This is a genomic window from Acinetobacter sp. NIPH 2100, assembly GCF_000369805.1.
In the GTDB taxonomy this organism is placed as follows: Bacteria; Pseudomonadota; Gammaproteobacteria; order Pseudomonadales; family Moraxellaceae; genus Acinetobacter.
Genome location: NZ_KB850224.1, coordinates 3,552,522 through 3,574,375, shown reverse-complemented (window position 1 = coordinate 3,574,375; position 21,854 = coordinate 3,552,522). Strand labels below are relative to the sequence as shown.

Below are 21,854 nucleotides of genomic sequence, written 5' to 3'. Positions count from 1 at the left end.
GTCGCAATTCAGGCTTTACGCTAATCGAATTGATGATTACGGTTGCAATCGTGGCGATTATTGCTGCGATTGCCATCCCCAGTTATGACACTTATATCCGCCGTGCAGATTTATCTACAGCACAACAAGAAATGCTTAAAGTTGCTGAGCTTTTGGAAAAACATCGGGCACGTAACTTCAGTTACGATGGTTTTGTACTGAAAGGCATATCGACGAATCAGGGGCCATATTACTCGGTAACTAGCGCAACCAACACCACCTTGCTTCTACCTTTGACAGCAACGAGTGGTAACCAAAAATTCACCTTAACATTAACGGTCAATACTCAAACATGGTCTTTAAAAGCAGTGAGCCAAAGCCCACGAAATTACTCATTACTTTTGACCAGCACAGGCCTTAAATGTAAGACTAAAACAGCCGCAAACATCACTGCCACAAGTTGTGGGAATGATGCAGAAGACTGGTAACTCAGTAGATTTTATAAATTAAATTCAAGCTTGTGGATAACCCTAAATTTAATCTTTCTTTCAAGGCAAATATAACGTAGAATATCGCCCTCTATGAAAGGGGTTTGAAGTGCTGCCGATGGTCGGCGCAGGGATAATCCGTAAAAATTATAAGGTTGTTCTCATGGTTGTTATTCGTTTAGCGCGCGGTGGTGCAAAAAAACGTCCATTCTATCAAATCATTGTAACTGATAGTCGCAATGCACGTGATGGTCGTTTCATCGAGCGTATTGGTTTCTTTAACCCAACTGCACAAGGTAAAGCTGAAAAAGTTCGTTTAGATGCTGACCGTTTTGCTCACTGGGTTGCTCAAGGTGCTCAACCTTCAGATCGCGTTGCTTCTTTAGCTGCTCAAGCTAAAAAAGCTGCAACTACTGCATAATTGTAGTAGGTAGCCCATGACATCAACACAGAATGTGCCAGAAGATCGTATTCAGATTGGACAGTTACGTTCAGCTTATGGATTGAATGGGTGGCTCTGGGTTTACTCTAATACAGAGCCTATGAGCAATATGTTTGACTACCTTCCTTGGTACATTGAGACTAAGGCAGGTTGGCAAACAATTGATGTAAAACGTTGGAAACCACATGGCAAAGGCCTTGTTGTCGCGTTGAAGGATGTGAATGATCGCACTGGAGCGGAAAACTTGGTTGGCGCTAATATCTGGATTGCCAAATCTCAGCTGCCAAAAGCAGACGTAGACGAGTATTACTGGTCTGATCTTAAAGGTCTAACAGTGTTAGGTCTTGATGATGAAGAACAAGAAGTGAATCTCGGTCAAATCTACGAACTGTTTGAAACCGGTGCCAATGATGTCATGGTCGTGAAAGCGACACCTGATAGCATTGATGCTGAAGAGCGAATGATTCCTTGGCATAAAGATGTGGTACAACGCGTTGATCTTGAAGCTGGTCGTATTTACGTCAATTGGGGCGTAGACTACTAACCCTTTCGGGGAAAGTAGCGCAGCAGGAAAATAAAGGAGTCTGCGGTGTTTTTTGCAGTCATCACATTGTTTCCTGAAATGTTTGAAGCGATTACAGCGCACGGGATTAGCGGGCGTGCAGCAAAGCGTGACATCGTGCAAGTCACTTGCATTAACCCACGAGATTTTGCTGAGGGCAACTACAAGCGAGTGGACGAGCGTCCTTTCGGTGGTGGTCCAGGTATGGTGATGATGGCTGAGCCGTTGGCAAAAGCGATTACCCATGCTAAACAACTTGCTTCGCAAGCGGGCTGTGTTCATGCTCCTGTGGTGTATATGTCACCACAAGGCCAGACTTTAAATGAACAGGCGGTACAACGATTCGTTGATTATGATGGTTTGATTGTACTGTGTGGACGTTATGAAGGGGTTGATGAGCGTTTGATCCAACAATATGTTGATCAGGAATGGTCGATTGGAGATTACGTATTATCGGGTGGTGAACTCCCTGCCATGGTATTGCTGGACAGTATTATTCGTCGTTTGCCGAATGTGATGTCTGATGAGCAATCTGCGGTGCAAGACTCTTTTGTGGATGGTCTACTGGATTGCCCACAATATACAAAGCCTGATCATTTCGAAGGTTTGGATGTACCCGAGGTATTAAAATCTGGGCATCATGCCAATATTGAGAAGTGGCGATTTTTGCAGCGTTATCAACGCACTTTAGACCGTCGACCAGAATTGGTGGAAAAAGTCGAGTTGACCAAGCAGCAAAAAAAATGGCTAAAAAATTCGAAAGATTAAACTGGTATCAGTTTGTCTTTGTACCCAACGAGAAGCTCAGCTTCGAGTTCTACTTAAACGTTGTTTAAGTTAAAAATAGGCTCTTTACAACATTCTGTTGTAAAGGGAAAGTTAAACGGGAGATATGCGCTTTAGCCTCTATTCCCAGCGGTGTCAGAGACCTCTTCTCTCCCGCACATATTGGAGATTCCACATGAGTGGTAAACATCCTTTAGTTCAAGCTGTTGAAAATGCACAGTTAAAATCAGACATCCCTGCTTTTGCACCGGGCGATACAGTTATCGTTCAAGTTAAAGTAAAAGAGGGTGAACGTGAACGTCTTCAGGCATTTGAAGGTGTTGTAATCGCGAAGAAAAATCGTGGTTTAAACTCTGCTTTCACAGTTCGTAAAATCTCTAGCGGTGTTGGTGTTGAGCGTGTTTTCCAAACTCACTCTCCAATCGTCGCTAAAATCGAAGTGAAACGTCGTGGTGACGTTCGTCGTGCTAAACTTTACTACCTACGCGAGTTGTCTGGTAAAGCTGCACGTATTCGTGAAAAGTTACCAGCTCGTAAACAAGGTTAATTTTAACTTTGTTGTAAAGCAGAAAAATGCGCCTTTGGCGCATTTTTTTATGTCTGTTTACGGCTAAAAGCCAATCCTTTTTTAAATCCTAGGCCGAGTTTTGCTAAAATAGGTCTTTATGCTTTGACTTTTCTTTTATGAAAAAAAGTTCTTATCGCCATTTAAGCGGTGTTTTCCTATTAAATAAGCCTTTAGGTTTAAGTTCTAATTCTGCATTGCAAAAAGTGCGTCGACTTTTTAATGCGCAAAAAGCAGGCCATACGGGAGCTCTAGATCCATTGGCGACTGGTTTATTGCCGATCTGTTTGGGTGAGGCGACCAAGTTTTCGCATTATCTATTGGATTCAACCAAGCGTTATCAAACTACGGTCAAGTTAGGGCAAACCACAGCGACAGGTGATGTTGAAGGTGAAATTCTCCAACAGAGAGAAGTACCCGCATTAACCGCAGAGCATATTGAACAGGTTCTGGCACAATTCCGTGGTGATATTCAGCAAGTGCCACCGATGTATTCAGCTTTGAAACGTGATGGTCGTCCACTTTATGAATTGGCGCGTAAAGGGATCGAAATTGAGCGCGAAGCGCGCCCAGTCACCATCTATGACTTAACATTGGTTGATTTTACAGAAGATAGTCTGACATTGGATGTGACTTGCTCGAAAGGCACTTATATTCGCGTATTAGGCGAAGATATTGGCGAAGCTTTAGGTTGTGGTGGGCATCTAACCAAATTGCATCGTACTCAAACAGGTCACTTTGAGATTAATCCAAGTTATACCATTGAATATCTCGAAAGCCTTTCTTTGGAACAGCGAGATGCTTTATTACTCTCAGTCTATTCGCCTGTTGAGCATTTTCCTCGGGTGCAATTGCCAGAAGGTCGTGAAAAGTATTTCGGCAATGGACAGGAAAGCAATATTGATCATGATGCAGCGGCTGAAGTGCTGGTTTTTGATGGGGAACGTTGCTTGGGATTGGCTGAGATCACGGATAAAAAACGTCTTGTACCAAAACGCTTGTTAAACTTATAAGGTTATTGTCAATGGAATGGGAACTGATTCTGACACTGGTGTTCTTCGCTTTTTGTGCAGGAACAATTGACGCAGCTGTCGGTGGTGGTGGTTTGATTCAGATTCCAGCCTTGATGGGGGCTTTACCGCAAATCGCACCTGCTACCTTATTTGGTACCAATAAACTGGCCTCGATTTGTGGGACGGGTTCGGCTGCATTTTCATTTGTACGACGGGTGAAGTTGCAATGGTCATTGTTGGGTGTGATTGCACTGTTTGCCTTTATTAGCTCCTTTATCGGTGCTGCCTGTGTATCCTTAGTTCCCACACATATCTTAAGACCGATCGTCTTGGTCATGTTGATTGTGATTGCGATTTATACTTTTATGAAGAAGCAATTCGGGCAAGTCCATATCGATCAAAAAATCACACCTAAGTTACTCGTACTGGCTGCGATTGGTAGCTTGGCGATTGGTTTCTATGATGGTATTTTTGGCCCAGGTACGGGCAGTTTCTTTATTTTCTTCTTTATTCGCTTTTTACAGGTCGATTTTTTACATGCTTCGGCATTGTCAAAGATTGGCAACTTCATGACCAATCTAGCAGCATTGAGTTTCTTTATTCCGACAGGACATGTGCTGTTTGCATTGGGTTTGATGATGGCAGTTGCCAATATTGCCGGTTCATTATTGGGTGTGCGTTTGGCCTTAAAATACGGCAGTGGCTTTATCCGTATTTTATTCCTGATTTTGGTGAGTATTTTGATCTGCCGATTAGGCTATCAAATTCTTACAGCATAATTATTGGGTGGAGAAAATTAGGCTTTTTCTCCACGAAGTGTGACACCAATCGAAGCTACCATGATACATGCCAAAGCGACCCACTGAATCAAGCTAATTTGCTCATGTAACAATACTAAACCTGCGAGTGCTGCAAGTGCTGGTGCTAGGCTGGATAGGGTTCCATAACTCAGTTTACTGAGACGTTTCAGTGCCATTAAATCCAATGCATAAGGAATGGCTGTTGCTAAAATCGCAATGACCAAGGCTTTACCCCAATATTGGGTATCCATCAAAACTGGTGCATTATTCCAAAGGCCGAAGGGGAGTAGCGTAAGAGCGGCTAAACCAATCGCAATGGTCAGTGCATGCATACCAATATTTTGTTGTACGACACGATGTCCGAAATAAATATACAGTGCCCAAAAGAAACCAGCACCTAATGCACAGGCTGCTCCGAGATAAGAAAAATTTTGGGCATTGGCATCATGCCAAGGGACCATGAGTGCAATCCCTAAAATCGCAAATACAACCCAAATATAATCACTGCGTTGTTTAATTGAGAGTAAGGCTAAACCGAGTGGACCAATAAACTCTAACCCAACGGCAATGCCTTGCGGCAGTTTGCCTAAAGAGGTGTAAAACAAGATGTTCATACAACCTAAAGCTGCGCTGTAGCATAGTAAATCTCGCCATTTAAGTTGACTGAGTTTGGAGAGAATCTTCCATGAACGGAACATGATCGCAACGATAATCGTAGCGAAACATAACCTTAAAATTGTGACGGTCAGTGGGTCGAGTATGGCAATCAATTGCTTGGCAAATGAAGCACTGATTTGATAAGCCACCATGGAAAGAACCATATACAGCACAGCGACCAACTGGATATTTTTCATAAAGGATCTACGAAATATTGAAGAGTTATCTTAGGATCGGAAAACAGCATTTATTTGAGCTCTTTTTGCTGTCGAGCTTGTTGGGTGGTAAAGGTACAACCAATAGAAGCCAGAATAATGGTGCCTAAAGCTAACCATTGATTCCACAGTAGAGTCTCACCTAGGAAAATAAAACCTGAGAGCGCAGCAACCGCAGGTTCCAAGCTCATCAAAGTACCAAAGCTAAGCGGGGTTAAACTACGCAATGCGATCATTTCTAAGGTAAACGGTAAGGCACTGGCGAGTATCGCAAGACCGATAAAATAATATAAATTAGGCAGTTCAAAGACTCGATCGATAGCTCCTGAAAAGACTGCAAAAGGCAGCAGGCAGAGCATACCAATCGACATGCCTAAACAGACAGTATGATTACCTGAAATGCCAGAAGGCTTTTGTCCAGCAATGATATACAGCGCCCAACATGCACCTGCACTGATGGCAAAGAATACGCCAAGCATGTCGAGACCTTGTTGGGCCTGTTGCAAAGGAAAGAGCAACATTAAGCCTAGAATGGCACAACCAACCCAAATAAAATCGTATTTTTGCCGAGCATGATAGAGCGCGACACTTAAGGGACCGATAAATTCAAAGGCAACCGCTAGACCGAGTGGTAAGCGTTCAAGGGATAAATAGAATAGGGCATTCATCCCAGCAAGTGCGACACCATAGGTGAGAATGGCTTTCCAACGCACCACTTTGAAATTGATGGTCCAGATCTTAAAAATTAGTGCCAAAATAATCGCACCAAAAAATAATCGCATGGCGGAGACGGTCAATACAGGAAAGCTTTGAAACAGAATTTTGGCTAAAGAACCACTGCCTTGCACACACAACATGGCAATCATCAACAGCAATAAAGCATGAAGTGGTGTTTTCAGCATTGGGGTAGACATTTTATTATTTAACAGTTGGTATAATATTCACATAATAAGTCAAACGCCCATAAAAAAGCCACAGCATCAACTGTGGCTTTTTCGACATTATTCTAAATATGACTTAGAACAATACGCGAACGCGGATCGTACCTTCAACATGGTTCAAGGTATCAAGCGCTTCTTGAGATGCAGATGCGTCAACATCCATCACCAAGTAACCGATATCACCTTTGGTCATTAACGACTGACCAGAGATATTGATGCCTTGTTCAGCGAACAATGTATTGATCTTCGATAACACACCCGGCACGTTTTTGTGGATGTGAAGCAAACGGTGTTGACCATCAGAAAGTGGCAATGCGATTTCTGGGAAGTTCACCGCAGAAAGCGTCATACCTTTATCTGAGTAAGCAACGAATTTTTCAGCCACTTCTAAACCGATGTTTGCTTGCGCTTCCATAGTAGAACCACCAACGTGCGGTGTTAAAATCACGTTGTCTAAACCACGAAGTGGAGATAGGAACTCTTCGCCATTCGCTTTTGGTTCTTTCGGGAATACGTCAACCGCTGCACCAGCGATGTGACCTGATTTGATCGCATCTGCTAAATCTTCAATCACAACACATGTACCGCGTGCTGCGTTCAAGAAGATTGAGCCTTTTTTCATTTTCGCGAATTGTTCTTTCTTGAAGAAGTTACGCGTAGATGGAACATCTGGAACGTGTAGAGTCACGACATCTGCAGTTGCTAAAAGTTCATCTAAAGAGCCAACTTGACGTGCATTACCCAATGGTAATTTGGTCACAGCATCAAAATAGATGACTTTCATACCTAAGCTTTCTGCCAATACAGAAAGTTGTGAACCGATCGAGCCGTAACCGACGATACCCAAAGTCTTACCACGAGTTTCAAACGAACCCACCGCAGCTTTATTCCAACCGCCCGCATGCGTATCTTTCGATTTTTCAGGTACACGACGAAGCAGAAGAATTGTTTCAGCAAGAACCAATTCTGCGACCGAACGCGTATTTGAATACGGTGCATTGAAAACTGGGATACCACGAGACATTGCCGCTTTTAAATCGACTTGGTTAGTACCAATACAGAAGCAACCCACTGCAATGAGTTTGTTCGCAGCTTCAAAGATTTCTTCAGTCAATTGTGTACGGGAACGAATACCGATGAAGTGTGCGTCTTTAACCGCTTCTTTCAAAGCTTCGCCTTCAAGCGCAGTCTTGTGGTAGTCGATGTTGGTATAACCCGCTGCATTTAAGGTATCGATGGCATTTTGATGCACACCTTCTAACAGAAGGAAACGGATTTTGTCTTTAGGTAGTGATAGATGTTGGCTCATTACGGCTCCGCTACAAAGGCCAAAATTTAGTTGCAGTACTATAGCATAGAGCTTTGAGATATAAATATTTCGTTTAAAATTACCGCAGCAGAATTATTGATAATTTTTCAGTTCGAACTGAATTTTATTGGTTATACACATTTTGTTATTACAGTATCTTTATCCTAAGCTTTATCCCGTGCCTGCTTCTATGTAAAATGCAGAGATCTGATAGTCAAATCTGAAAACATCAGGTTTGCGCTGTTCTGCCGAGTTTCTATATGTTGAATACTGCATTTTAAGATATTGAAAAATATTGTGTTGTTATTCAAATGCTCTATCTTTACTTCTTGCTAGGCCTGTAAACGATGAATGCTTCAGTCGCTTTAACACCTGAGTTATTGACCCAATTAACGGCAATTGTGGGTGAAAACCGAATTAAAACCGATGCCGACAGTTTAGAAAATTGGGGACGAGATCACACGAAACATTTTGATCCGAACCCATCAGTCATCGTTTTCCCTTCAAGCACTGAACAAGTGCAGGCCATTGTTAAACTTGCCAATCAATTCAATGTCGCGATTACCCCATCGGGCGGTCGTACGGGGCTTTCAGCGGGTGCTGTCGCAACCAATGGCGAGATTGTAATTAGCTTTGACAAGATGAACCAGATTCTTGAGTTTTTCCCTGCTGACCGTATGGTCCGTGTTCAAGCAGGTGTAGTGACTGAGCAATTACAGAATTATGCCGAAGAACAAGGCATGTACTATCCAGTGGATTTTGCTTCAGCAGGTTCAAGTCAGATCGGCGGTAACATCGGTACCAATGCTGGTGGTATTAAAGTGATCAAATACGGCATGACCCGTAACTGGGTACTCGGTTTGACCGTGGTGACGGGCAAAGGTGATGTGCTGCGTTTAAACAAAGGCATGATTAAGAATGCGACGGGTTATTCCTTACAGCATTTGTTTATCGGTGGTGAAGGTACGCTAGGTCTAGTGACAGAAGCTGAGATCAAGCTTGAGCGTCAGCCACAAAACTTACAAGTAATGGTATTAGGCGCACCTGACTTTGAAGCAGTCATGCCGGTATTACATGCTTTCCAAAATGCAATTGATCTGACTGCGTTTGAATTCTTTGGTGAATTGGCAATGCAGAAAGTATTGGATCGTGGTCATGTACAACGTCCATTTGAAACGCAATGTCCGTTCTATGTGTTATTGGAATTTGAAGCACCGTATGAACCAATCATGGACAAGGCAATGCAGATTTTTGAGCATTGTATGGAACAAGGTTGGGTGATTGATGGTGTGATGAGCCAAAGTCTGGAACAGGCGCAAAGCTTATGGCGTTTGCGTGAAGATATTTCGGAATCGATTGCACCATTTATTCCATATAAAAATGACATCTCTGTGTTAATTACGCATGTACCTGCGTTTATTGCGGAAATCGATGCGATTGTTGCAGATAATTATCCAGACTTTGAAATCTGCTGGTTTGGTCATATCGGTGACGGTAACTTGCACCTCAATATTTTAAAACCTGAGAATTTGACCAAAGATGAGTTCTTTGCCAAGTGTCAGGTGGTGAACAAATACGTGTTTGATACCGTTAAAAAATATGATGGTTCGATCTCTGCTGAGCATGGTGTGGGGATGACCAAGAAGCCATATTTGGAATATTCACGTTCACCTGAAGAAATTGAATATATGAAAGCATTGAAGCTGGCATTTGACCCGAATGGGATTATGAACCCAGGCAAATTATTTGATCTTTAATGCTTGATTAGATAAAAGAAGTTCTTTTAAAAGCGTATCGAAAGATACGCTTTTTTATTGTGAAATAAAATCATAGTTAAGCTATATTTTAAGAAAATTTCGACACAGGCTTATACTTATCATGAGTGAGTTCTGAACAATGCTTATATGGGAGTTCTCTACTTTTGAAGGATCAAAAGGAGGCAAAAATCCTTTGTGGAACTGACAGTACATCCTTGTACAGCAGTTCCACATGGCGGCATCCATGCCGCCCGCACGATAGTAAACTGAGCTTTGACTTATCTATCTCCTATACGCTTTCCAACCCGTCAAAATATGATAAATCAGCGGTAAAAGGCAGAGTGTAAAGAAGCCACAGATTGCAACTGCCCATACAGGTAGATTCTGTGGATCTCCTAAAAAGAAATAAGCAAAAACGGAATAAGACAACATACCAAACATCACCATAGTGCCAAGGGGGAGAGTGATTCTAAAAATTAATAGGTTGGCAAAGTCTTTATAAGGTTCCATGTTTCGATTCAAAGCATAGGCAATAATCATGACCAGAATATAGCCCATGATAAACAGCATAAACAGAGTAGCGGCAAACAAGAGCCCTGTACGCCAACTCTTTTCTTGTGCAGAACGATCACCTGTTTCATAAACCACTTGAATATGATCTCCGACGACAGGCACATCACCTGAACGGACTGAATTATCCAAGAGCAATGTTCTGTTCTGATCATCTTTGAATTGAACTTGAGCGGTGTGCATGAGCGTTTGGGTTTTATATTTACGCCCGTTAGAGTCTGTACGTTCAGTATCAACCCACTCGGAAGTATAGCTCACGATGGTTGCATCATAGCTTGGCTTGGTTGCCAAAGCATAAACAGCTTGTGAAACCCAATAGGAAAAAGGGAAAAATAAAGAACTAATGCTAAAGATGACAACAAATAAATAAGCAAATTCGAACTTACTGCTATCACGATTCTTGGCTAAACGTTTTAGCCAAAATTTCGTGAGTACAAGTGACCAAATACACAAGATCGCAACGACCACCAAGAAAACCTGTCCCGCATAAGTCAGTTGCATGCATGATCCTATTTGTTATATTGAATGGAGATTGTCTTATCAGTCGATAATATTTATTAAATCAATGCGTACAGTAAAAAATATTATTGTCTCTCGCAAGTATAAATTTTTAAATAATGAAGTTATAGCAATGAACATCCATCAAGAAATCGAAAAACTGTTTCAACAACGTCAAGACATTCCATTATTTTATATTGAAAGTGGCAGTCGCTTATGGGGAATGGCCAGTCCTGACAGTGACTATGATGTGCGTGGCTTTCATTTACCGAGTAAAGACCAATATTTTGATTATAAAAAATATCGTGATCTGATTGAGATCATGGACGGAGATTTTGACTTTGTTTCTTATGACTTGGATAAAATGTTTGGGTTATTGGCAAAAAGTAACCCCACTGTTTTGGAGTGGGTCCGAGCACATATTGTATATTTTAATGCCTTTCCTGAATGGCAGGGTTTTCGTGATGGATTGCTAGAGCGAATCGACTATAGCGCCTTGTATCACCACTATTTATCACTGGCAAAAGGTGGGATGAAAGTGATGCAAACCGCAGATAACTTTACCTATAAGAAAGTCTTTTATTCGATTCGTGGTTTGATGTCGGCTGAGTTGGCAACCCAAGAACAGATGCCTGAGTTACTGATTACCGATCTGTTTGCGCAAGTGGATGCAAATGATCCATTACGGCATTGGGCAGAAGATTATCTGGAAATTAAAAAGCAGCAGAAAGAAAAGGTACAACTGCCTGAAGCAGAACAAGTCGCGATTCTTAATTTATTGGAACATAAGATCGAGCAGTTGGTGGAAAAGTCTATGCAGAAGGCAGATCGTCGTGCCAGTTTGGAAACGTATTTAACAGGCTATAGCCGTCATTTAAAACAGCATTATTATCAATAATATGATTCGTTTACTCATTACCTGAGTTCGACTTAAATATTCAATATGTCGAACTTAGGTTAATGGTTTTATCTGTTAAATCCCGCTGTTTAGAATGCGGATTTTTACATCCGCAACATGCTCTTTAGTGGCTTCAAAGTGTTGCTGCATATGTGCAGTTTGCATGTGCGCTGCTAAATGAGCTGTGCTTTGCCATTTCTCTAACATGATAATGCTATTTGCATCAGATGCTTGCATTTCTATCGCAGGAAGATGGTCAATCAGTGGCTCATAGCCATGACAGCCCTCTTCAGCCAGTACCGTTGGGATAATCTTTTGAAATGCGTCTAAGACCGCTTGGCGATGTTCCGCACCTGCATGGGTATGTATTTCAGCAATAATGGTTAGCATGATATTTTCTCACTTAATGGCTTGTGGCAAACAGCTGATCTAAATGTGCTTTGTACGCTTCAAGGTAACTTGGCACATTCGGCGCCTTGATGACATCATTGACGATAAATGTTGGTAGAGATTCCATACCCAAAAATTGATTGGCTTTATGGAAAGGTAAATAAACGCCATCAACGCCAACGCCGTGGAAGAATTGGTCTGGATCGGTAAAGGCTTCCATCGGTGCATTCCAAGTCAAAGACAACATGTATTTTTTACCTTGGATTAAACCACCAGAACCATACTTTTTAGATGCATCTGAACGGCTACGACCATCGCTGGCATAAAGTGAACCATGACCAATAGTGAAGATATCATCGATATACTTTTTCATGGTCCATGGAGCACCCATCCACCAACCTGGCATTTGATAGATCACCACATCTGCCCATAGATATTTAGCAATCTCGGCTTGAATATCATAGTCACTGTCGGTACGCGTCACTTGTACCTGATGACCTAAGGCAGTTAAATGTGCCTGAGAAAAATTGGTCAGGGTGTCATTTAATTCACCATTCGAATGTTCAAACTGTTTGGCACCATTAATAATTAAAATATTGCTCATGGGAGAACTCAGGAATAAATCTCTAAAAATATGCACGTATTTTAGGAAATCTATTCATGAGTAAAAATGCATAAATCAGCAAAATACTATTGATCAAAAGTCAACAATTGAGTTATTCGGCTTTTGATTTTTTAGTTTTATACCAACGACGAAGCCCCCATAAAATCACAATCGCTAAATACAGCGGCCATAGCATCACTAGCCAAATGATGGTTTCTCTAAAGCCATACAGTCCAATTTTAATGGCTTCCCAAACTCGACTGAGTAGTGGATCACTGTCCAATGTCGCAATGCGATGGATGTTGAGATCATGGGTTTTACGCACTTGTGACTGCTGGAAGAACTCCAGTCGAATGGTGCTATAAGCCAACCGATCTTTGACTTCTAAATTGGTCAGTTGCTGCAACTGATTGTTAACGGCATTTGATCCGCTGTTACTTTGATTGGCGGAATTCAGTTTTTCTTCGAGCAGTTTTAATTCATAACGCTTGGCTTCATAGCTCTGAGTATTAAAGTTCAGCATGAGGGGCAATAAATTATTTAGGAAAGTGGTCACCTGCGCATTGGGGATGCGGACTGTGAGCTGAACAGTCGGGGTAATTTTTTCATAGATGTCGACACTGCCATCAATTCGATCACGCTCAGACCGATCACTGACTTGATAATTAATCTGTTTTTCTTCGATATAGCCGTTGTATTGCAGTAATTGTTGTTCCAGTGCAGAGGTGGTTTTTAACACATCTTTCACTTCAAATTGCAGTTGTGCACTTTTCACCAATTGACGGTTTTGCTCTAAAGCACTCTGTTGATTGCTGACCAGTTGTTCTGGATTTTGAACTGCATTTTCTTGAGCAGCAGTACTGTCCATTGCAGCACTTTCAGTTGCGACAGCTGCATCGCTTGCTGCACCTTCTGGATGTTTGGAACAGGCAGCCAAAGTGCTACCCAAGATTAAAATAATGCTTAAATTCTTCGCTAAATCTGACATATCGGCATGTCCAAAGTAAGGTGATTTTGATGTTATAAACTGTGTTTTTTTAATCATTTGTTATGATCATCATCTTGCATGATGACAACAAATTTAATGCACGCCACATACATTTTGTTGCGTGGCAATTTAGTTTTGCATAGTAGCATAAATGAGCAAAATGGATTGGAGAGGTACAAAATGCATAAAATTGCGATGATCTTAGGCTGCATATTATTACTCAGTGCGTGTAATCAGCCGATTCCCCAATCTCAGCAGCAGGCAACGGTGCAAAAGAGTACGGTAATGCACGCGATTTTATCGGATCAGCCGGATCTGTTTCATGAAGAAAACAATTTAAAAATAGATCAGCAATTTAACCGCGCCGAAAATCCAACTGATGCGCAGGTCACTGTTGAACAAGCGCAGTTAGATGATTCAGTCATTGCTGTCCGTACACAATATCAATTAAAACGCGATCAGGATGTTTGGAAAGTGGTGAACAAGAAGCAAAGTTATCAATGTGCCAGAGGTGAAAATACGCAAAGTTTCCAATTTGAGTTATGCCCATAATCGGCAATTCAATTGCAGGGTTGGAGAAAACATAAGCAAAATTGTGGATAACTTTTTGCTTATACACATCTCAATCTTTGCCTTTTGGACTGTTTAAATTGCGGTCATTTTTAAAAAGTGCTAAAGTTGCGCGTGGCAATTTTTGCCAAAAGGTAAAACATTTACCAAGCTCACGTAATAAATCGTTTTTCTTCATACACCTTGTGAATACGGTGTTTTCACGTTTATCACATGCCTTCTCACAGCATGACATCAAAATTTAAATCTTAAACCATAAAATCTTGTGGTGATGATCCTATTTTCTATCGTTGAAAATGGGAGGCACGCCAGTTGGTTATTTTTGTGAACAAAACATGATGACGAATAATCAGAACATGACGTTAAACCGTATAACGCTCATGTTTCCTTTAGCTTTGGTGCTATTCGAATTTTCAGTTTATATCGGTAATGACTTGATTCAGCCTGCGATGCTGTCGATTACAGAACAATTTGCGGTCAGTGCAACGTGGGCACCGTCGTCAATGTCATTTTATTTGTTGGGTGGTGCCAGTGTCGCATGGCTGTTGGGACCGCTTTCGGATCGACTCGGCCGTAAAAAAGTGCTATTGGCAGGTGTGGCATTTTTCACGCTGTGCTGTTTACTAATTTTATTGACGCATAATATTGAACAGTTTCTGACTTTGCGCTTTCTACAGGGCATGGGTCTCAGTGTCATTTCTGCGGTTGGTTATGCGGCCATTCAGGAAACTTTTGAAGAGCGTGACGCCATTAAAGTCATGGCATTGATGGCAAATATTTCTTTGCTTGCGCCGTTGTTGGGTCCTGTACTCGGTGCTTTCCTGATTGATTATGTCTCTTGGCATTGGGGCTTTGTCGCCATTGCGGCGGTGTCTTTCATCAGTTGGTTTGGTTTAAAGAAATTTATGCCATCCACTCAGGAAAGCCGTAAACAACCAAAACAACCTTTTAGCCATATTTTTGATGACTTTAAAAAGGTATTCAGCAATCGCCGTTTCTTGGGGCTTAGTATTGCTTTGCCCATGGTCGGTATGCCTTTGATGCTATGGATTGCCTTATCTCCGATCATTCTTGTAGATGAGTTGAAGTTGAGTAGCGTGCAATATGGTCTCGCACAATTCCCTGTGTTCTTTGGCCTCATTGCCGGCAATATCATCTTGATCAAAATCATTGATCGTTTCCCGCTGGGTAAAACCATCTTGTTGGGTTTGCCGATTATGTTGCTAGGCACGCTGTTCTTGGTACTGGGTGTGATTTGGCAGGCTTATCTGGTGCCTTGTTTATTGATTGGGATGACTTTAATCAGCCTTGGTGAGGGGATTAGTTTCTCGGTGATGTACCGCTTTGCACTGATGTCTTCCGAAGTTTCCAAGGGAACAGTCGCAGCTGCGGTATCTATGCTGATGATGATCAGCTACTTTGTGGTGATAGAATTGGTTCGAGTGCTGTATACGCATTTCCATATCTGGGCTTTTGCTTTGGCAAGTGTGGTCTTGATCGTGTTGTGGTTTAGTTCACCACGCCATACTTTGAAACAGCATATGCAAGCCCGTGAACAGCAAGGAATACATTAAGTTTTTTGCTTTGATTTTCTGCTCACTTAATTTCTAAGCTGAGCAGCTTATTTTTTAACGAAACCAATTCAGTCAAAGTTTCTAGCAGCAGACTCATTTGTTTTAACAACAATGGATGTTGTTTAGAAACCTGTTCTTGCCGATTGAAGGCCTCAATTTCTGTCAGTAAATGTTCCAGATGATCTTGTTGAATGGGGGCTTGTTCGACCAGACTTTGCTGGAGTAGTTGTTCAATTTTATCCAGCAGATCGAGGATTTTGTCATCTTCGATTTTTTCACGTTGATGTCCCAAACCAGAGACATAGCTCAATTGGCTATGACTATAAACCAGATAACGAAAGGCATGTTGGATCAGTTCTTGATTGGGCTGAGGTTCAGTACTCAGACTGGAAATCATATTGGAGAGCTCGATTTGTGCATTGTGTGCCGCACGTCGTGTGGTTCGATATTTCAGATCAAGTTGGCGTCCTTGATGATATTGCTGTACCACCACATGCAGATACTCGAGCATGGTTTGATTGCTTTTCTTGATATTGTTGGAAATATTACGGAAATTCCAATCTGGCCAAATGAAATTGACCGCCAACCATGCAATTGCGCAGCCAATAAAGGTATCGATAATTCGTGGCAGAATAATACTAAAGCCCGCACCTTTTAAATTAAAAATCAGCAGCACCATCAAGGTTGCCATTACGGTGGCAAGTGCATATTTCTTTTGTCTTAAATAGAAAAATAATACCCCGCAAATCACAGTCAATACCAGTTGCCCCTCAATACTGGGAACAAAATACAGAATGGGAATCCCTAACAACACACCGAGCAAAGTACCGATCGTTCTGAGCTTGAGACGGCTCTTGGTGGCAAAGTAGGTAATCTGACAGACAAATAAACTGGTAAGTAAAATCCAATAGCCATTTTGGGCAAAGGGCAACAAGGAAATGGCATACCCAATGGCAAAAATCACCGCCAAACGAACAGCATGACGAAACAATGCAGACTGAGGGCTGAGCTGTTGTTTGATTTTCAAAATAAGATCTTGCACGCCTTGAATATCATCATCGAGCAAATTGAGGTGGTCTTGATGTTGCTGCGGTGAAAGCTGTTCGATATTTTGATTAAGTTGCAGTTGAGCAAATTGCTCATGCACACTTTTTAAATTATTTAAGATCAGTTCCAGATTTTTGACTTCAAGATTATCCGGATGCTGTTGGACCCAATCCTGCATGGAATATTCGAGATTTTCCAGTGCAGTACTGGCAGGCTCGCTCGGTTGAAAAGTTTGATGATGTAAAATGGCTTGGCTTAAATCATGGCAAGCTAAAGCCTGTAGCTGCATATTTTTTTGAATACGGAAAATCAAATCACTTCGGTTAAAGTTTTGATGAATTTTTTCATAGTGCAGATAGCTGGAAGTGACTTGTTCATGCATGTCTTGGGCAAAGTAATACAAATTGAGCCAATAAATACTGGTGCTGTTGACCCGTGATGCTTTTAAGCGAGTCAACAATGAGTTCTTGGCTTGATTCAAGCTATTTACAACTTGCGTATTCTTTTGCGAAAGTTCAAACAATAAAGTCTCAACATTGTTCCGATTATCTGGATCGAATAGGCGTGATTTGGCCTGTAGTAAGTCTGCAATATCCTGAAAAATGGTTGATATTTTTTCTTGTAAAGGCAAGGTTGGGCGAATAATAAAAAATAGGATTGAGGTTAGTCCGTACCATAAGGCACCCAAGACAAAATAACTCGGTTGCTGATACCAATCTGGATATTCGCCTAGACCGAACATGGTATAGATCGAAAGTAAAATCGTCCCAAAGGAAATGCTTGCATAACGTTGCCCCAATGCGCCTAAAAGAACTAATGCCGCACTGGAAAGACTGAGATAGACAATGAACCAAAATTTATAGGGTGCGAGAAACTCTAAAATAGTACTCACGCTAAAGAACAGCACACAGACATAAATCAGATTACGTAAACGAATACTGAGACGATCATCAAAATCGGTCAGTGCCGCAGCAATGGCGCCTAAGGTGACAGGAACGATCAGTTGTCCAAAACCGAGCTGATGTAACAGCAGGGTTGTACCACACAGCACAATTAAGATTTGCAGGCAATAAAGAAGAATCGAGTTGGAGCGAAAGCAATTGAACAGGGTAGATAAATTTTTCACGATTCTTATTCTTTGAAATGTTCTGGTTTCATCATACGAATAAATTTCCCAAAGGAAAGCATTGTTCGCCAGCAACGGGCACTATTTTTTAGCATAAATATTTGCATGATCTTTCAAATACTTGATTCTTCAAATAAGAGATAAGATGCAAAATTCATGCTCAGTTGTATTTTGTTATTGTGAAACTGGAAAATAAATAAAACTGCCTAAAAGCAGAGCAACTGTGGATAACTTGATAGATACCCACAGTATTCAAATTACTTAATTACACCGCAAGCGATACGATCACCGCCACCACCTAAAGGTTTTGGTGTATCTGAATAGTTGTCACCACCCACGTGAATCATGATGGCACGATTTTGAATATCAGCCAGCTTTAAACGTGGTGCAATCACAGGGGTGGTCGCAAAACCTTTATCATTGACCACCAACACGGGAAGGTCACCTAAATGTCCCGTTTCTGGCGTACCATGATGTGCAACCTTCTCCGGATTTAAATGGCTACCTGCCGCCAGTGCTGCACCCATTTTTCCATCTTTTAAAGCAGCTTCACAGGATGGATTTTCATGGATATGGAAGCCGTGTTCACCTGGAGACAGTTTCCAAAGTGCTGGTGTAATGAGTAAGCCTTTTGGGGTTTGTTGGAATGCAACAGTTCCGATCGAAGCACCAATGCCTTTCGCATCAACTTGATAGACTTGGATTAACTGTTTTTGATCAGCCGTGCTGGCCTGCGTTTGAATTTTTGACGCATTGTTATCTAAAGCAACTGAGGAACAGGCCGCGATACTTAAGCTCAAACAGCTCAGTAAAGAAAGTTTTTGAAGCATTGATGTCATTGCGAAGATATCCTTATAAATTATCTTTATTTGACGATTCAAACAAAGTCAGAGATATCTCGCAAGCGACATTAATCAATTGATGACAAAAAATTAAACAAAACGAACCTACTTCGGTTCAGGTGGTGCTTCCAGAGCTACAACAGGTTCATCGACATTTTCATGCAGCCATTCACGCCAGATCGCCAGCAAGATCGCTAAAATCACTGGACCAATGAATAGACCCACCAAACCAAAGCTGGCAATACCACCTAAAACTCCAAACATAATCAAAATGAATGGAATCTGGGTCGCACCTGAAATCACCAACGGGCGAATGACGTTATCCGAGCTGCTCACAATCAGTACACCCCAAACCACAACGCCAATGGCTTCCATGGTCTGACCTTGAGCAAATAACCACAGCCCCACACCGAGATATGAAATTGGAGTACCAAAAGGAATCAGCGCCAAAATAAAGGTGACCATAGTCAACAGCATTGGATTCGGTACGCCTGCAACAAAATAACTGAGACCCGCTAACAAGGCTTGTGCAACCGCAGTTAAACCGACACCGTAAACGACAGCACGTGTAGTTTCAGAAATCGTATCCAGATAATGATGTACGCGTGGACCAATCACCATTTCCAAGGCGCGGCTGACTTGCGCCAAGATCATTTGCCCATCACGGTAGAAGAAGAACAAGGTCATCAGGGCAAAGGTCAGCTTGACCAAATTACGGCTAATTTCGCTAAGGACAAAACGACCATAACTCAGGTGGCTTTGGATCCACTCAGCAATATTCTTGGTAATACTATTCGGGTCGTTACTCAGTTCATTGACGGTACGACTGATGTCTTGACCAATAATGGGCAGGTTTTTAATAAACTCAGGCACTTGTACATGACCTGAAAACAGTTGTCGTTGTAAATTAAAATATAAATTACGACCTTCCAGCTGCAACATAAAAATCGCGCAGATAAAAGGGACACCAATCACTAAAATCACCACCGTGATCATCAGGGTGGCATTAAGTGTTGGTCGGTTTTCACCAAAGAAACGACGTTGTACCCATAGATAAACAGGCCAAGTCATATAAGCAATAATTGCGGCCCAAAGGACAGGGACAATAAAGTATTTGAGAATACTAAATCCCAAAAAGAGCAGGACAAAGAACAGTCCAAACAGCAAAACGCGTTGTAAAATGGGAGCGTATTGTTGCACGATAGTATTTCTCTAGTGCTAGAAATTGAATAAAACCATCTTAACTGAAAAAGCGCTTAAGGGAAATTTTCATTTTCCACTTTTAAGATTTGATATCAAAAGATTACGTTTCTTTGCAAAGCTTAGAACCACTCGCTGGGATCATCCACCAACTGATTTAAAACAGGCTGCCATTGGCTTTGGATGCTGACATAATTTTTCTGGGTTTTATCAAAAACACTGAGCCCTTGCATCGCCAAAGTACCATAAGCACTGCGTTCTGAAATCCATGCCACAGGATCTTGTTCAATTTTGCTAAAGAAGTCTTGAATATCCTTTGAGCTGGCGCTGTTTGGTTTGACTCGATTGGCAATCAGCAAGATTTGCACTTTGCCTTTACGAATACGTTTGATGTCTTGCAGATGTTTTAAAAAGCGACGAGTACTATCGATATCAAAGAAAGAGGGCTGTAATGGGGTCACAATTGCATGTGCTTCACTGATCAATTGTTCGGCATGTTCACCCGAGAGTGCGCCTGGAGCATCAATAATTAAATAATCTAAATTTTTGGGCGCTTCACCAATCGATTTTTCATGTCGCCAATCCAGACTTTGAATGCCTGTGACAGTTTCAGGGCGTTGCTTTAACCATTGTAATGATGATTTTTGGTTGTCAGCATCTGCCAGCGCGACTTTATAGCCTTTTTGTGATAATGCGGCAGCGAGTGTAATAGCTGTCATAGTCTTGCCACAGCCACCTTTTTGATTTGCGATTAATATTGTCTTCATGAAATTAGATTTATTTAACTATGCGCTCATATTCATTCATACCTTAGCATCTTTTTGCGTCGAGTGTGTTACACATGACAAAAGTTTAATGTTGCAGTTAAATAGCGGCAGCACAGAAAAGGAAGGTTTGATATGTCGGTTTGGCTTGCAATGCTGATTGGTGGTTGTATTGGTGTCGTCATCACCACAATTATTTTGTCGAGCACACGTAACGGTCGGATTCAGGCAGAGTATGAAAAATATATCGCTGAACTTGAACTGGAACATAAACAGGCTTTGCTTGATGCGCAGAAGCGTAGTGTGAACACCAGTCGTGCAGTATTGAAAGGCAAAATGGCTGAACAATTTGCACCGATCTTGCCTGAATTTCGCTATCTGCCAAGCGATGCCAAGTTTTTAGGCGATCCCGTTGATTACGTTATTTTTGATGGTTATACCGACTTTCGCGATGGTGATGGCACCGCCGAAGATATTGAAGTTATTTTATTGGATATTAAAAGTGGTGGGGCGCGCTTAAGCAAAGGACAGCAGGCCATTGCTCAAGCGGTAACAGAAGGGCGTATCCGTTTTGAAACTTTGCGCATTGATTTTGATGATCAATGAGCAATCTCTAATTTTTGCACACGTGCCAACAGCATGGTCTGTGCAAGCATTGGAATACCTTCTGCATCAAAATATTCTTTTTCGATGAATTTAAATTTGGCTTGTAAGAGCTGACGTTCAATGTCTCGGTTCAGATGGCAGCCATCGGCAATGCGTTTTTGAATTGGGGTCAGCAACGTTTGCAAAGACTGTATTTTAGCAGAGCTTGGATGTTTGACATGCTCAACCAGATGAAAGGTTCCCGTCGGTTTAAGAACTCGATAGATTTCTGCCAGTGCTTGGTCTAAATGCGCAATGCTGCATAAGGTCCAAGTTGAGACAATGTGATCCAGAGATGCATCTGCAAAAGGCAGTTTCTCTGCGCTGGATTGAACATGTTTCACGTAAAAGGGCGCATGTTGCACACGATCAACCGCCAACAGATAAATATCAGGATTGGGTTCTAAGGCGTACACTGAATCCACATTGCCATAAAAGGGAATGTTTAGGCCTGTACCAAAACCAATTTCGAGAACTTCACCTTCAATCGGCAGCAGTAATTCACGACGTCGATCCATTAAGCTTGCCGTTTGCATGACTTGATTGAGTAAATGAGGAAACACCCGACGTTGATAGAATTGGTAAATCATAGAATTCCATTCGTTGATTCAGAAAAGAGGATAC

General features: G+C 41.7%; 24 protein-coding genes. 12 read left to right on the top strand and 12 right to left on the bottom strand.

The features are described 5' to 3' along the window. Window positions 1-32 precede the first annotated feature (32 nt). The 7 genes from F887_RS01565 to F887_RS01595 all read left to right on the top strand — a co-directional run bounded on the left by F887_RS01565 (window position 33) and on the right by F887_RS01595 (window position 4,614). Complete coding sequence (locus F887_RS01565) at window positions 33-467, top strand: type IV pilin protein (protein ID WP_416201970.1); 435 nt, start codon at window positions 33-35, stop codon at window positions 465-467. 163 nt (window positions 468-630) lie between these two features. Further along, a complete protein-coding gene (gene rpsP / locus F887_RS01570) occupies window positions 631-888 on the top strand; it encodes a 30S ribosomal protein S16 (RefSeq protein ID WP_004660208.1) in 258 nt (85 codons plus the stop codon). A 16-nt stretch (window positions 889-904) separates the two neighbouring features. Then, entirely contained in the window at window positions 905-1,453 is a 549-nt protein-coding gene (rimM, locus tag F887_RS01575) for a ribosome maturation factor RimM (RefSeq protein ID WP_004803983.1), read from the top strand. Window positions 1,454-1,498: 45 nt separating this feature from the next. Further along, window positions 1,499-2,239 carry a tRNA (guanosine(37)-N1)-methyltransferase TrmD gene (trmD, locus tag F887_RS01580; protein ID WP_005297314.1) on the top strand — a complete coding sequence of 247 codons (741 nt, stop codon included), beginning with the start codon at window positions 1,499-1,501 and terminating at the stop codon, window positions 2,237-2,239. 193 nt (window positions 2,240-2,432) lie between these two features. Then, window positions 2,433-2,804 (top strand): 50S ribosomal protein L19, encoded by a 372-nt coding sequence (gene rplS, locus F887_RS01585; RefSeq protein ID WP_004803988.1) that lies wholly within the window; start codon window positions 2,433-2,435, stop codon window positions 2,802-2,804. Window positions 2,805-2,941: 137 nt separating this feature from the next. Next, a complete protein-coding gene (truB, locus tag F887_RS01590) occupies window positions 2,942-3,835 on the top strand; it encodes a tRNA pseudouridine(55) synthase TruB (protein ID WP_005297312.1) in 894 nt (297 codons plus the stop codon). An 11-nt stretch (window positions 3,836-3,846) separates the two neighbouring features. Continuing rightward, complete coding sequence (locus F887_RS01595) at window positions 3,847-4,614, top strand: sulfite exporter TauE/SafE family protein (protein WP_005297310.1); 768 nt, start codon at window positions 3,847-3,849, stop codon at window positions 4,612-4,614. A gap of 17 nt (window positions 4,615-4,631) precedes the next feature. Here the strand turns inward: F887_RS01595 and F887_RS01600 are convergent, their stop codons facing one another. The 3 genes from F887_RS01600 to serA form a co-directional block, all read right to left on the bottom strand. After that, window positions 4,632-5,489: an EamA family transporter gene (locus F887_RS01600; protein WP_005297308.1), complete on the bottom strand. Its 858-nt coding sequence runs from the start codon at window positions 5,487-5,489 to the stop codon at window positions 4,632-4,634. 50 nt (window positions 5,490-5,539) lie between these two features. Further along, window positions 5,540-6,421, bottom strand: coding sequence for an EamA family transporter (locus F887_RS01605; protein ID WP_032863006.1), 882 nt, complete (start codon window positions 6,419-6,421; stop codon window positions 5,540-5,542). Between the two features lie 103 nt (window positions 6,422-6,524). Then, window positions 6,525-7,757: a phosphoglycerate dehydrogenase gene (serA, locus tag F887_RS01610; protein ID WP_005297305.1), complete on the bottom strand. Its 1,233-nt coding sequence runs from the start codon at window positions 7,755-7,757 to the stop codon at window positions 6,525-6,527. 347 nt (window positions 7,758-8,104) lie between these two features. On the opposite strand from serA, the gene F887_RS01615 reads away from it, so the two are divergent. Beyond that, the gene (locus tag F887_RS01615) at window positions 8,105-9,514 is read left to right on the top strand and encodes an FAD-binding oxidoreductase (protein WP_004803999.1); all 1,410 of its coding nucleotides are present in this window, start codon (window positions 8,105-8,107) and stop codon (window positions 9,512-9,514) included. 282 nt (window positions 9,515-9,796) lie between these two features. Here the strand turns inward: F887_RS01615 and F887_RS01620 are convergent, their stop codons facing one another. Then, window positions 9,797-10,585 (bottom strand): hypothetical protein, encoded by a 789-nt coding sequence (locus F887_RS01620; RefSeq protein WP_005297303.1) that lies wholly within the window; start codon window positions 10,583-10,585, stop codon window positions 9,797-9,799. A gap of 130 nt (window positions 10,586-10,715) precedes the next feature. Here F887_RS01620 and F887_RS01625 point away from each other — a divergent pair, with 130 nt between their 5' ends. Next, the gene (locus F887_RS01625) at window positions 10,716-11,480 is read left to right on the top strand and encodes a nucleotidyltransferase domain-containing protein (protein WP_032863200.1); all 765 of its coding nucleotides are present in this window, start codon (window positions 10,716-10,718) and stop codon (window positions 11,478-11,480) included. Between the two features lie 75 nt (window positions 11,481-11,555). Here the strand turns inward: F887_RS01625 and F887_RS01630 are convergent, their stop codons facing one another. From F887_RS01630 to F887_RS01640, 3 genes are all read right to left on the bottom strand, one after another. Next, window positions 11,556-11,870 (bottom strand): putative quinol monooxygenase, encoded by a 315-nt coding sequence (locus F887_RS01630; protein ID WP_005297300.1) that lies wholly within the window; start codon window positions 11,868-11,870, stop codon window positions 11,556-11,558. Window positions 11,871-11,883: 13 nt separating this feature from the next. Beyond that, window positions 11,884-12,474, bottom strand: coding sequence for an NAD(P)H-dependent oxidoreductase (locus tag F887_RS01635; RefSeq protein ID WP_005297299.1), 591 nt, complete (start codon window positions 12,472-12,474; stop codon window positions 11,884-11,886). 112 nt (window positions 12,475-12,586) lie between these two features. Then, a complete protein-coding gene (locus tag F887_RS01640; protein WP_005297295.1) occupies window positions 12,587-13,462 on the bottom strand; it encodes a DUF4349 domain-containing protein in 876 nt (291 codons plus the stop codon). 180 nt (window positions 13,463-13,642) lie between these two features. Here F887_RS01640 and F887_RS01645 point away from each other — a divergent pair, with 180 nt between their 5' ends. Both F887_RS01645 and F887_RS01650 read left to right on the top strand, forming a co-directional pair. Next, complete coding sequence (locus F887_RS01645) at window positions 13,643-14,014, top strand: putative periplasmic lipoprotein (protein WP_005297293.1); 372 nt, start codon at window positions 13,643-13,645, stop codon at window positions 14,012-14,014. A 356-nt stretch (window positions 14,015-14,370) separates the two neighbouring features. Next, window positions 14,371-15,606, top strand: a complete 1,236-nt coding sequence (locus tag F887_RS01650; protein ID WP_416201969.1) for a chloramphenicol efflux MFS transporter CraA — start codon at window positions 14,371-14,373, stop codon at window positions 15,604-15,606. A gap of 22 nt (window positions 15,607-15,628) precedes the next feature. Here F887_RS01650 and yccS read toward each other — a convergent pair whose 3' ends face one another. The 4 genes from yccS to F887_RS01670 form a co-directional block, all read right to left on the bottom strand. Continuing rightward, complete coding sequence (gene yccS / locus F887_RS01655; RefSeq protein ID WP_005297289.1) at window positions 15,629-17,704, bottom strand: YccS family putative transporter; 2,076 nt, start codon at window positions 17,702-17,704, stop codon at window positions 15,629-15,631. Between the two features lie 332 nt (window positions 17,705-18,036). Beyond that, complete coding sequence (gene sodC / locus F887_RS01660) at window positions 18,037-18,618, bottom strand: superoxide dismutase family protein (protein ID WP_005297286.1); 582 nt, start codon at window positions 18,616-18,618, stop codon at window positions 18,037-18,039. A gap of 108 nt (window positions 18,619-18,726) precedes the next feature. Further along, on the bottom strand, window positions 18,727-19,821 hold the full coding sequence (locus tag F887_RS01665) for an AI-2E family transporter (protein ID WP_005297281.1): 1,095 nt from the start codon (window positions 19,819-19,821) through the stop codon (window positions 18,727-18,729). A 122-nt stretch (window positions 19,822-19,943) separates the two neighbouring features. Then, window positions 19,944-20,588, bottom strand: coding sequence for a ParA family protein (locus F887_RS01670; RefSeq protein ID WP_032863004.1), 645 nt, complete (start codon window positions 20,586-20,588; stop codon window positions 19,944-19,946). Window positions 20,589-20,720: 132 nt separating this feature from the next. Here F887_RS01670 and F887_RS01675 point away from each other — a divergent pair, with 132 nt between their 5' ends. After that, window positions 20,721-21,191 (top strand): Holliday junction resolvase-like protein, encoded by a 471-nt coding sequence (locus F887_RS01675; RefSeq protein ID WP_005297276.1) that lies wholly within the window; start codon window positions 20,721-20,723, stop codon window positions 21,189-21,191. Here the strand turns inward: F887_RS01675 and F887_RS01680 are convergent. Further along, complete coding sequence (locus F887_RS01680; protein ID WP_005297274.1) at window positions 21,185-21,820, bottom strand: class I SAM-dependent methyltransferase; 636 nt, start codon at window positions 21,818-21,820, stop codon at window positions 21,185-21,187. The genes F887_RS01675 and F887_RS01680 overlap by 7 nt on opposite strands. Window positions 21,821-21,854 lie beyond the last annotated feature (34 nt).

Excerpts from the sequence above, each read along its gene's own strand:
- F887_RS01565 (WP_416201970.1), top strand. The coding sequence starts at position 33 with ATGATTACGGTTGCAATCGTGGCGATTATTGCTGCGATTGCCATCCCC.
- rpsP (WP_004660208.1), top strand. The coding sequence starts at position 631 with ATGGTTGTTATTCGTTTAGCGCGCGGTGGTGCAAAAAAACGTCCATTC.
- rimM (WP_004803983.1), top strand. The coding sequence starts at position 905 with ATGACATCAACACAGAATGTGCCAGAAGATCGTATTCAGATTGGACAG.
- rplS (WP_004803988.1), top strand. The coding sequence starts at position 2,433 with ATGAGTGGTAAACATCCTTTAGTTCAAGCTGTTGAAAATGCACAGTTA.
- truB (WP_005297312.1), top strand. The coding sequence starts at position 2,942 with ATGAAAAAAAGTTCTTATCGCCATTTAAGCGGTGTTTTCCTATTAAAT.
- F887_RS01595 (WP_005297310.1), top strand. The coding sequence starts at position 3,847 with ATGGAATGGGAACTGATTCTGACACTGGTGTTCTTCGCTTTTTGTGCA.
- F887_RS01600 (WP_005297308.1), bottom strand. The coding sequence starts at position 5,489 with ATGAAAAATATCCAGTTGGTCGCTGTGCTGTATATGGTTCTTTCCATG.
- F887_RS01605 (WP_032863006.1), bottom strand. The coding sequence starts at position 6,421 with ATGTCTACCCCAATGCTGAAAACACCACTTCATGCTTTATTGCTGTTG.
- serA (WP_005297305.1), bottom strand. The coding sequence starts at position 7,757 with ATGAGCCAACATCTATCACTACCTAAAGACAAAATCCGTTTCCTTCTG.
- F887_RS01615 (WP_004803999.1), top strand. The coding sequence starts at position 8,105 with ATGAATGCTTCAGTCGCTTTAACACCTGAGTTATTGACCCAATTAACG.
- F887_RS01620 (WP_005297303.1), bottom strand. The coding sequence starts at position 10,585 with ATGCAACTGACTTATGCGGGACAGGTTTTCTTGGTGGTCGTTGCGATC.
- F887_RS01625 (WP_032863200.1), top strand. The coding sequence starts at position 10,716 with ATGAACATCCATCAAGAAATCGAAAAACTGTTTCAACAACGTCAAGAC.
- F887_RS01630 (WP_005297300.1), bottom strand. The coding sequence starts at position 11,870 with ATGCTAACCATTATTGCTGAAATACATACCCATGCAGGTGCGGAACAT.
- F887_RS01635 (WP_005297299.1), bottom strand. The coding sequence starts at position 12,474 with ATGAGCAATATTTTAATTATTAATGGTGCCAAACAGTTTGAACATTCG.
- F887_RS01640 (WP_005297295.1), bottom strand. The coding sequence starts at position 13,462 with ATGTCAGATTTAGCGAAGAATTTAAGCATTATTTTAATCTTGGGTAGC.
- F887_RS01645 (WP_005297293.1), top strand. The coding sequence starts at position 13,643 with ATGCATAAAATTGCGATGATCTTAGGCTGCATATTATTACTCAGTGCG.
- F887_RS01650 (WP_416201969.1), top strand. The coding sequence starts at position 14,371 with ATGACGAATAATCAGAACATGACGTTAAACCGTATAACGCTCATGTTT.
- sodC (WP_005297286.1), bottom strand. The coding sequence starts at position 18,618 with ATGACATCAATGCTTCAAAAACTTTCTTTACTGAGCTGTTTGAGCTTA.
- F887_RS01670 (WP_032863004.1), bottom strand. The coding sequence starts at position 20,588 with ATGAAGACAATATTAATCGCAAATCAAAAAGGTGGCTGTGGCAAGACT.
- F887_RS01675 (WP_005297276.1), top strand. The coding sequence starts at position 20,721 with ATGTCGGTTTGGCTTGCAATGCTGATTGGTGGTTGTATTGGTGTCGTC.
- F887_RS01680 (WP_005297274.1), bottom strand. The coding sequence starts at position 21,820 with ATGATTTACCAATTCTATCAACGTCGGGTGTTTCCTCATTTACTCAAT.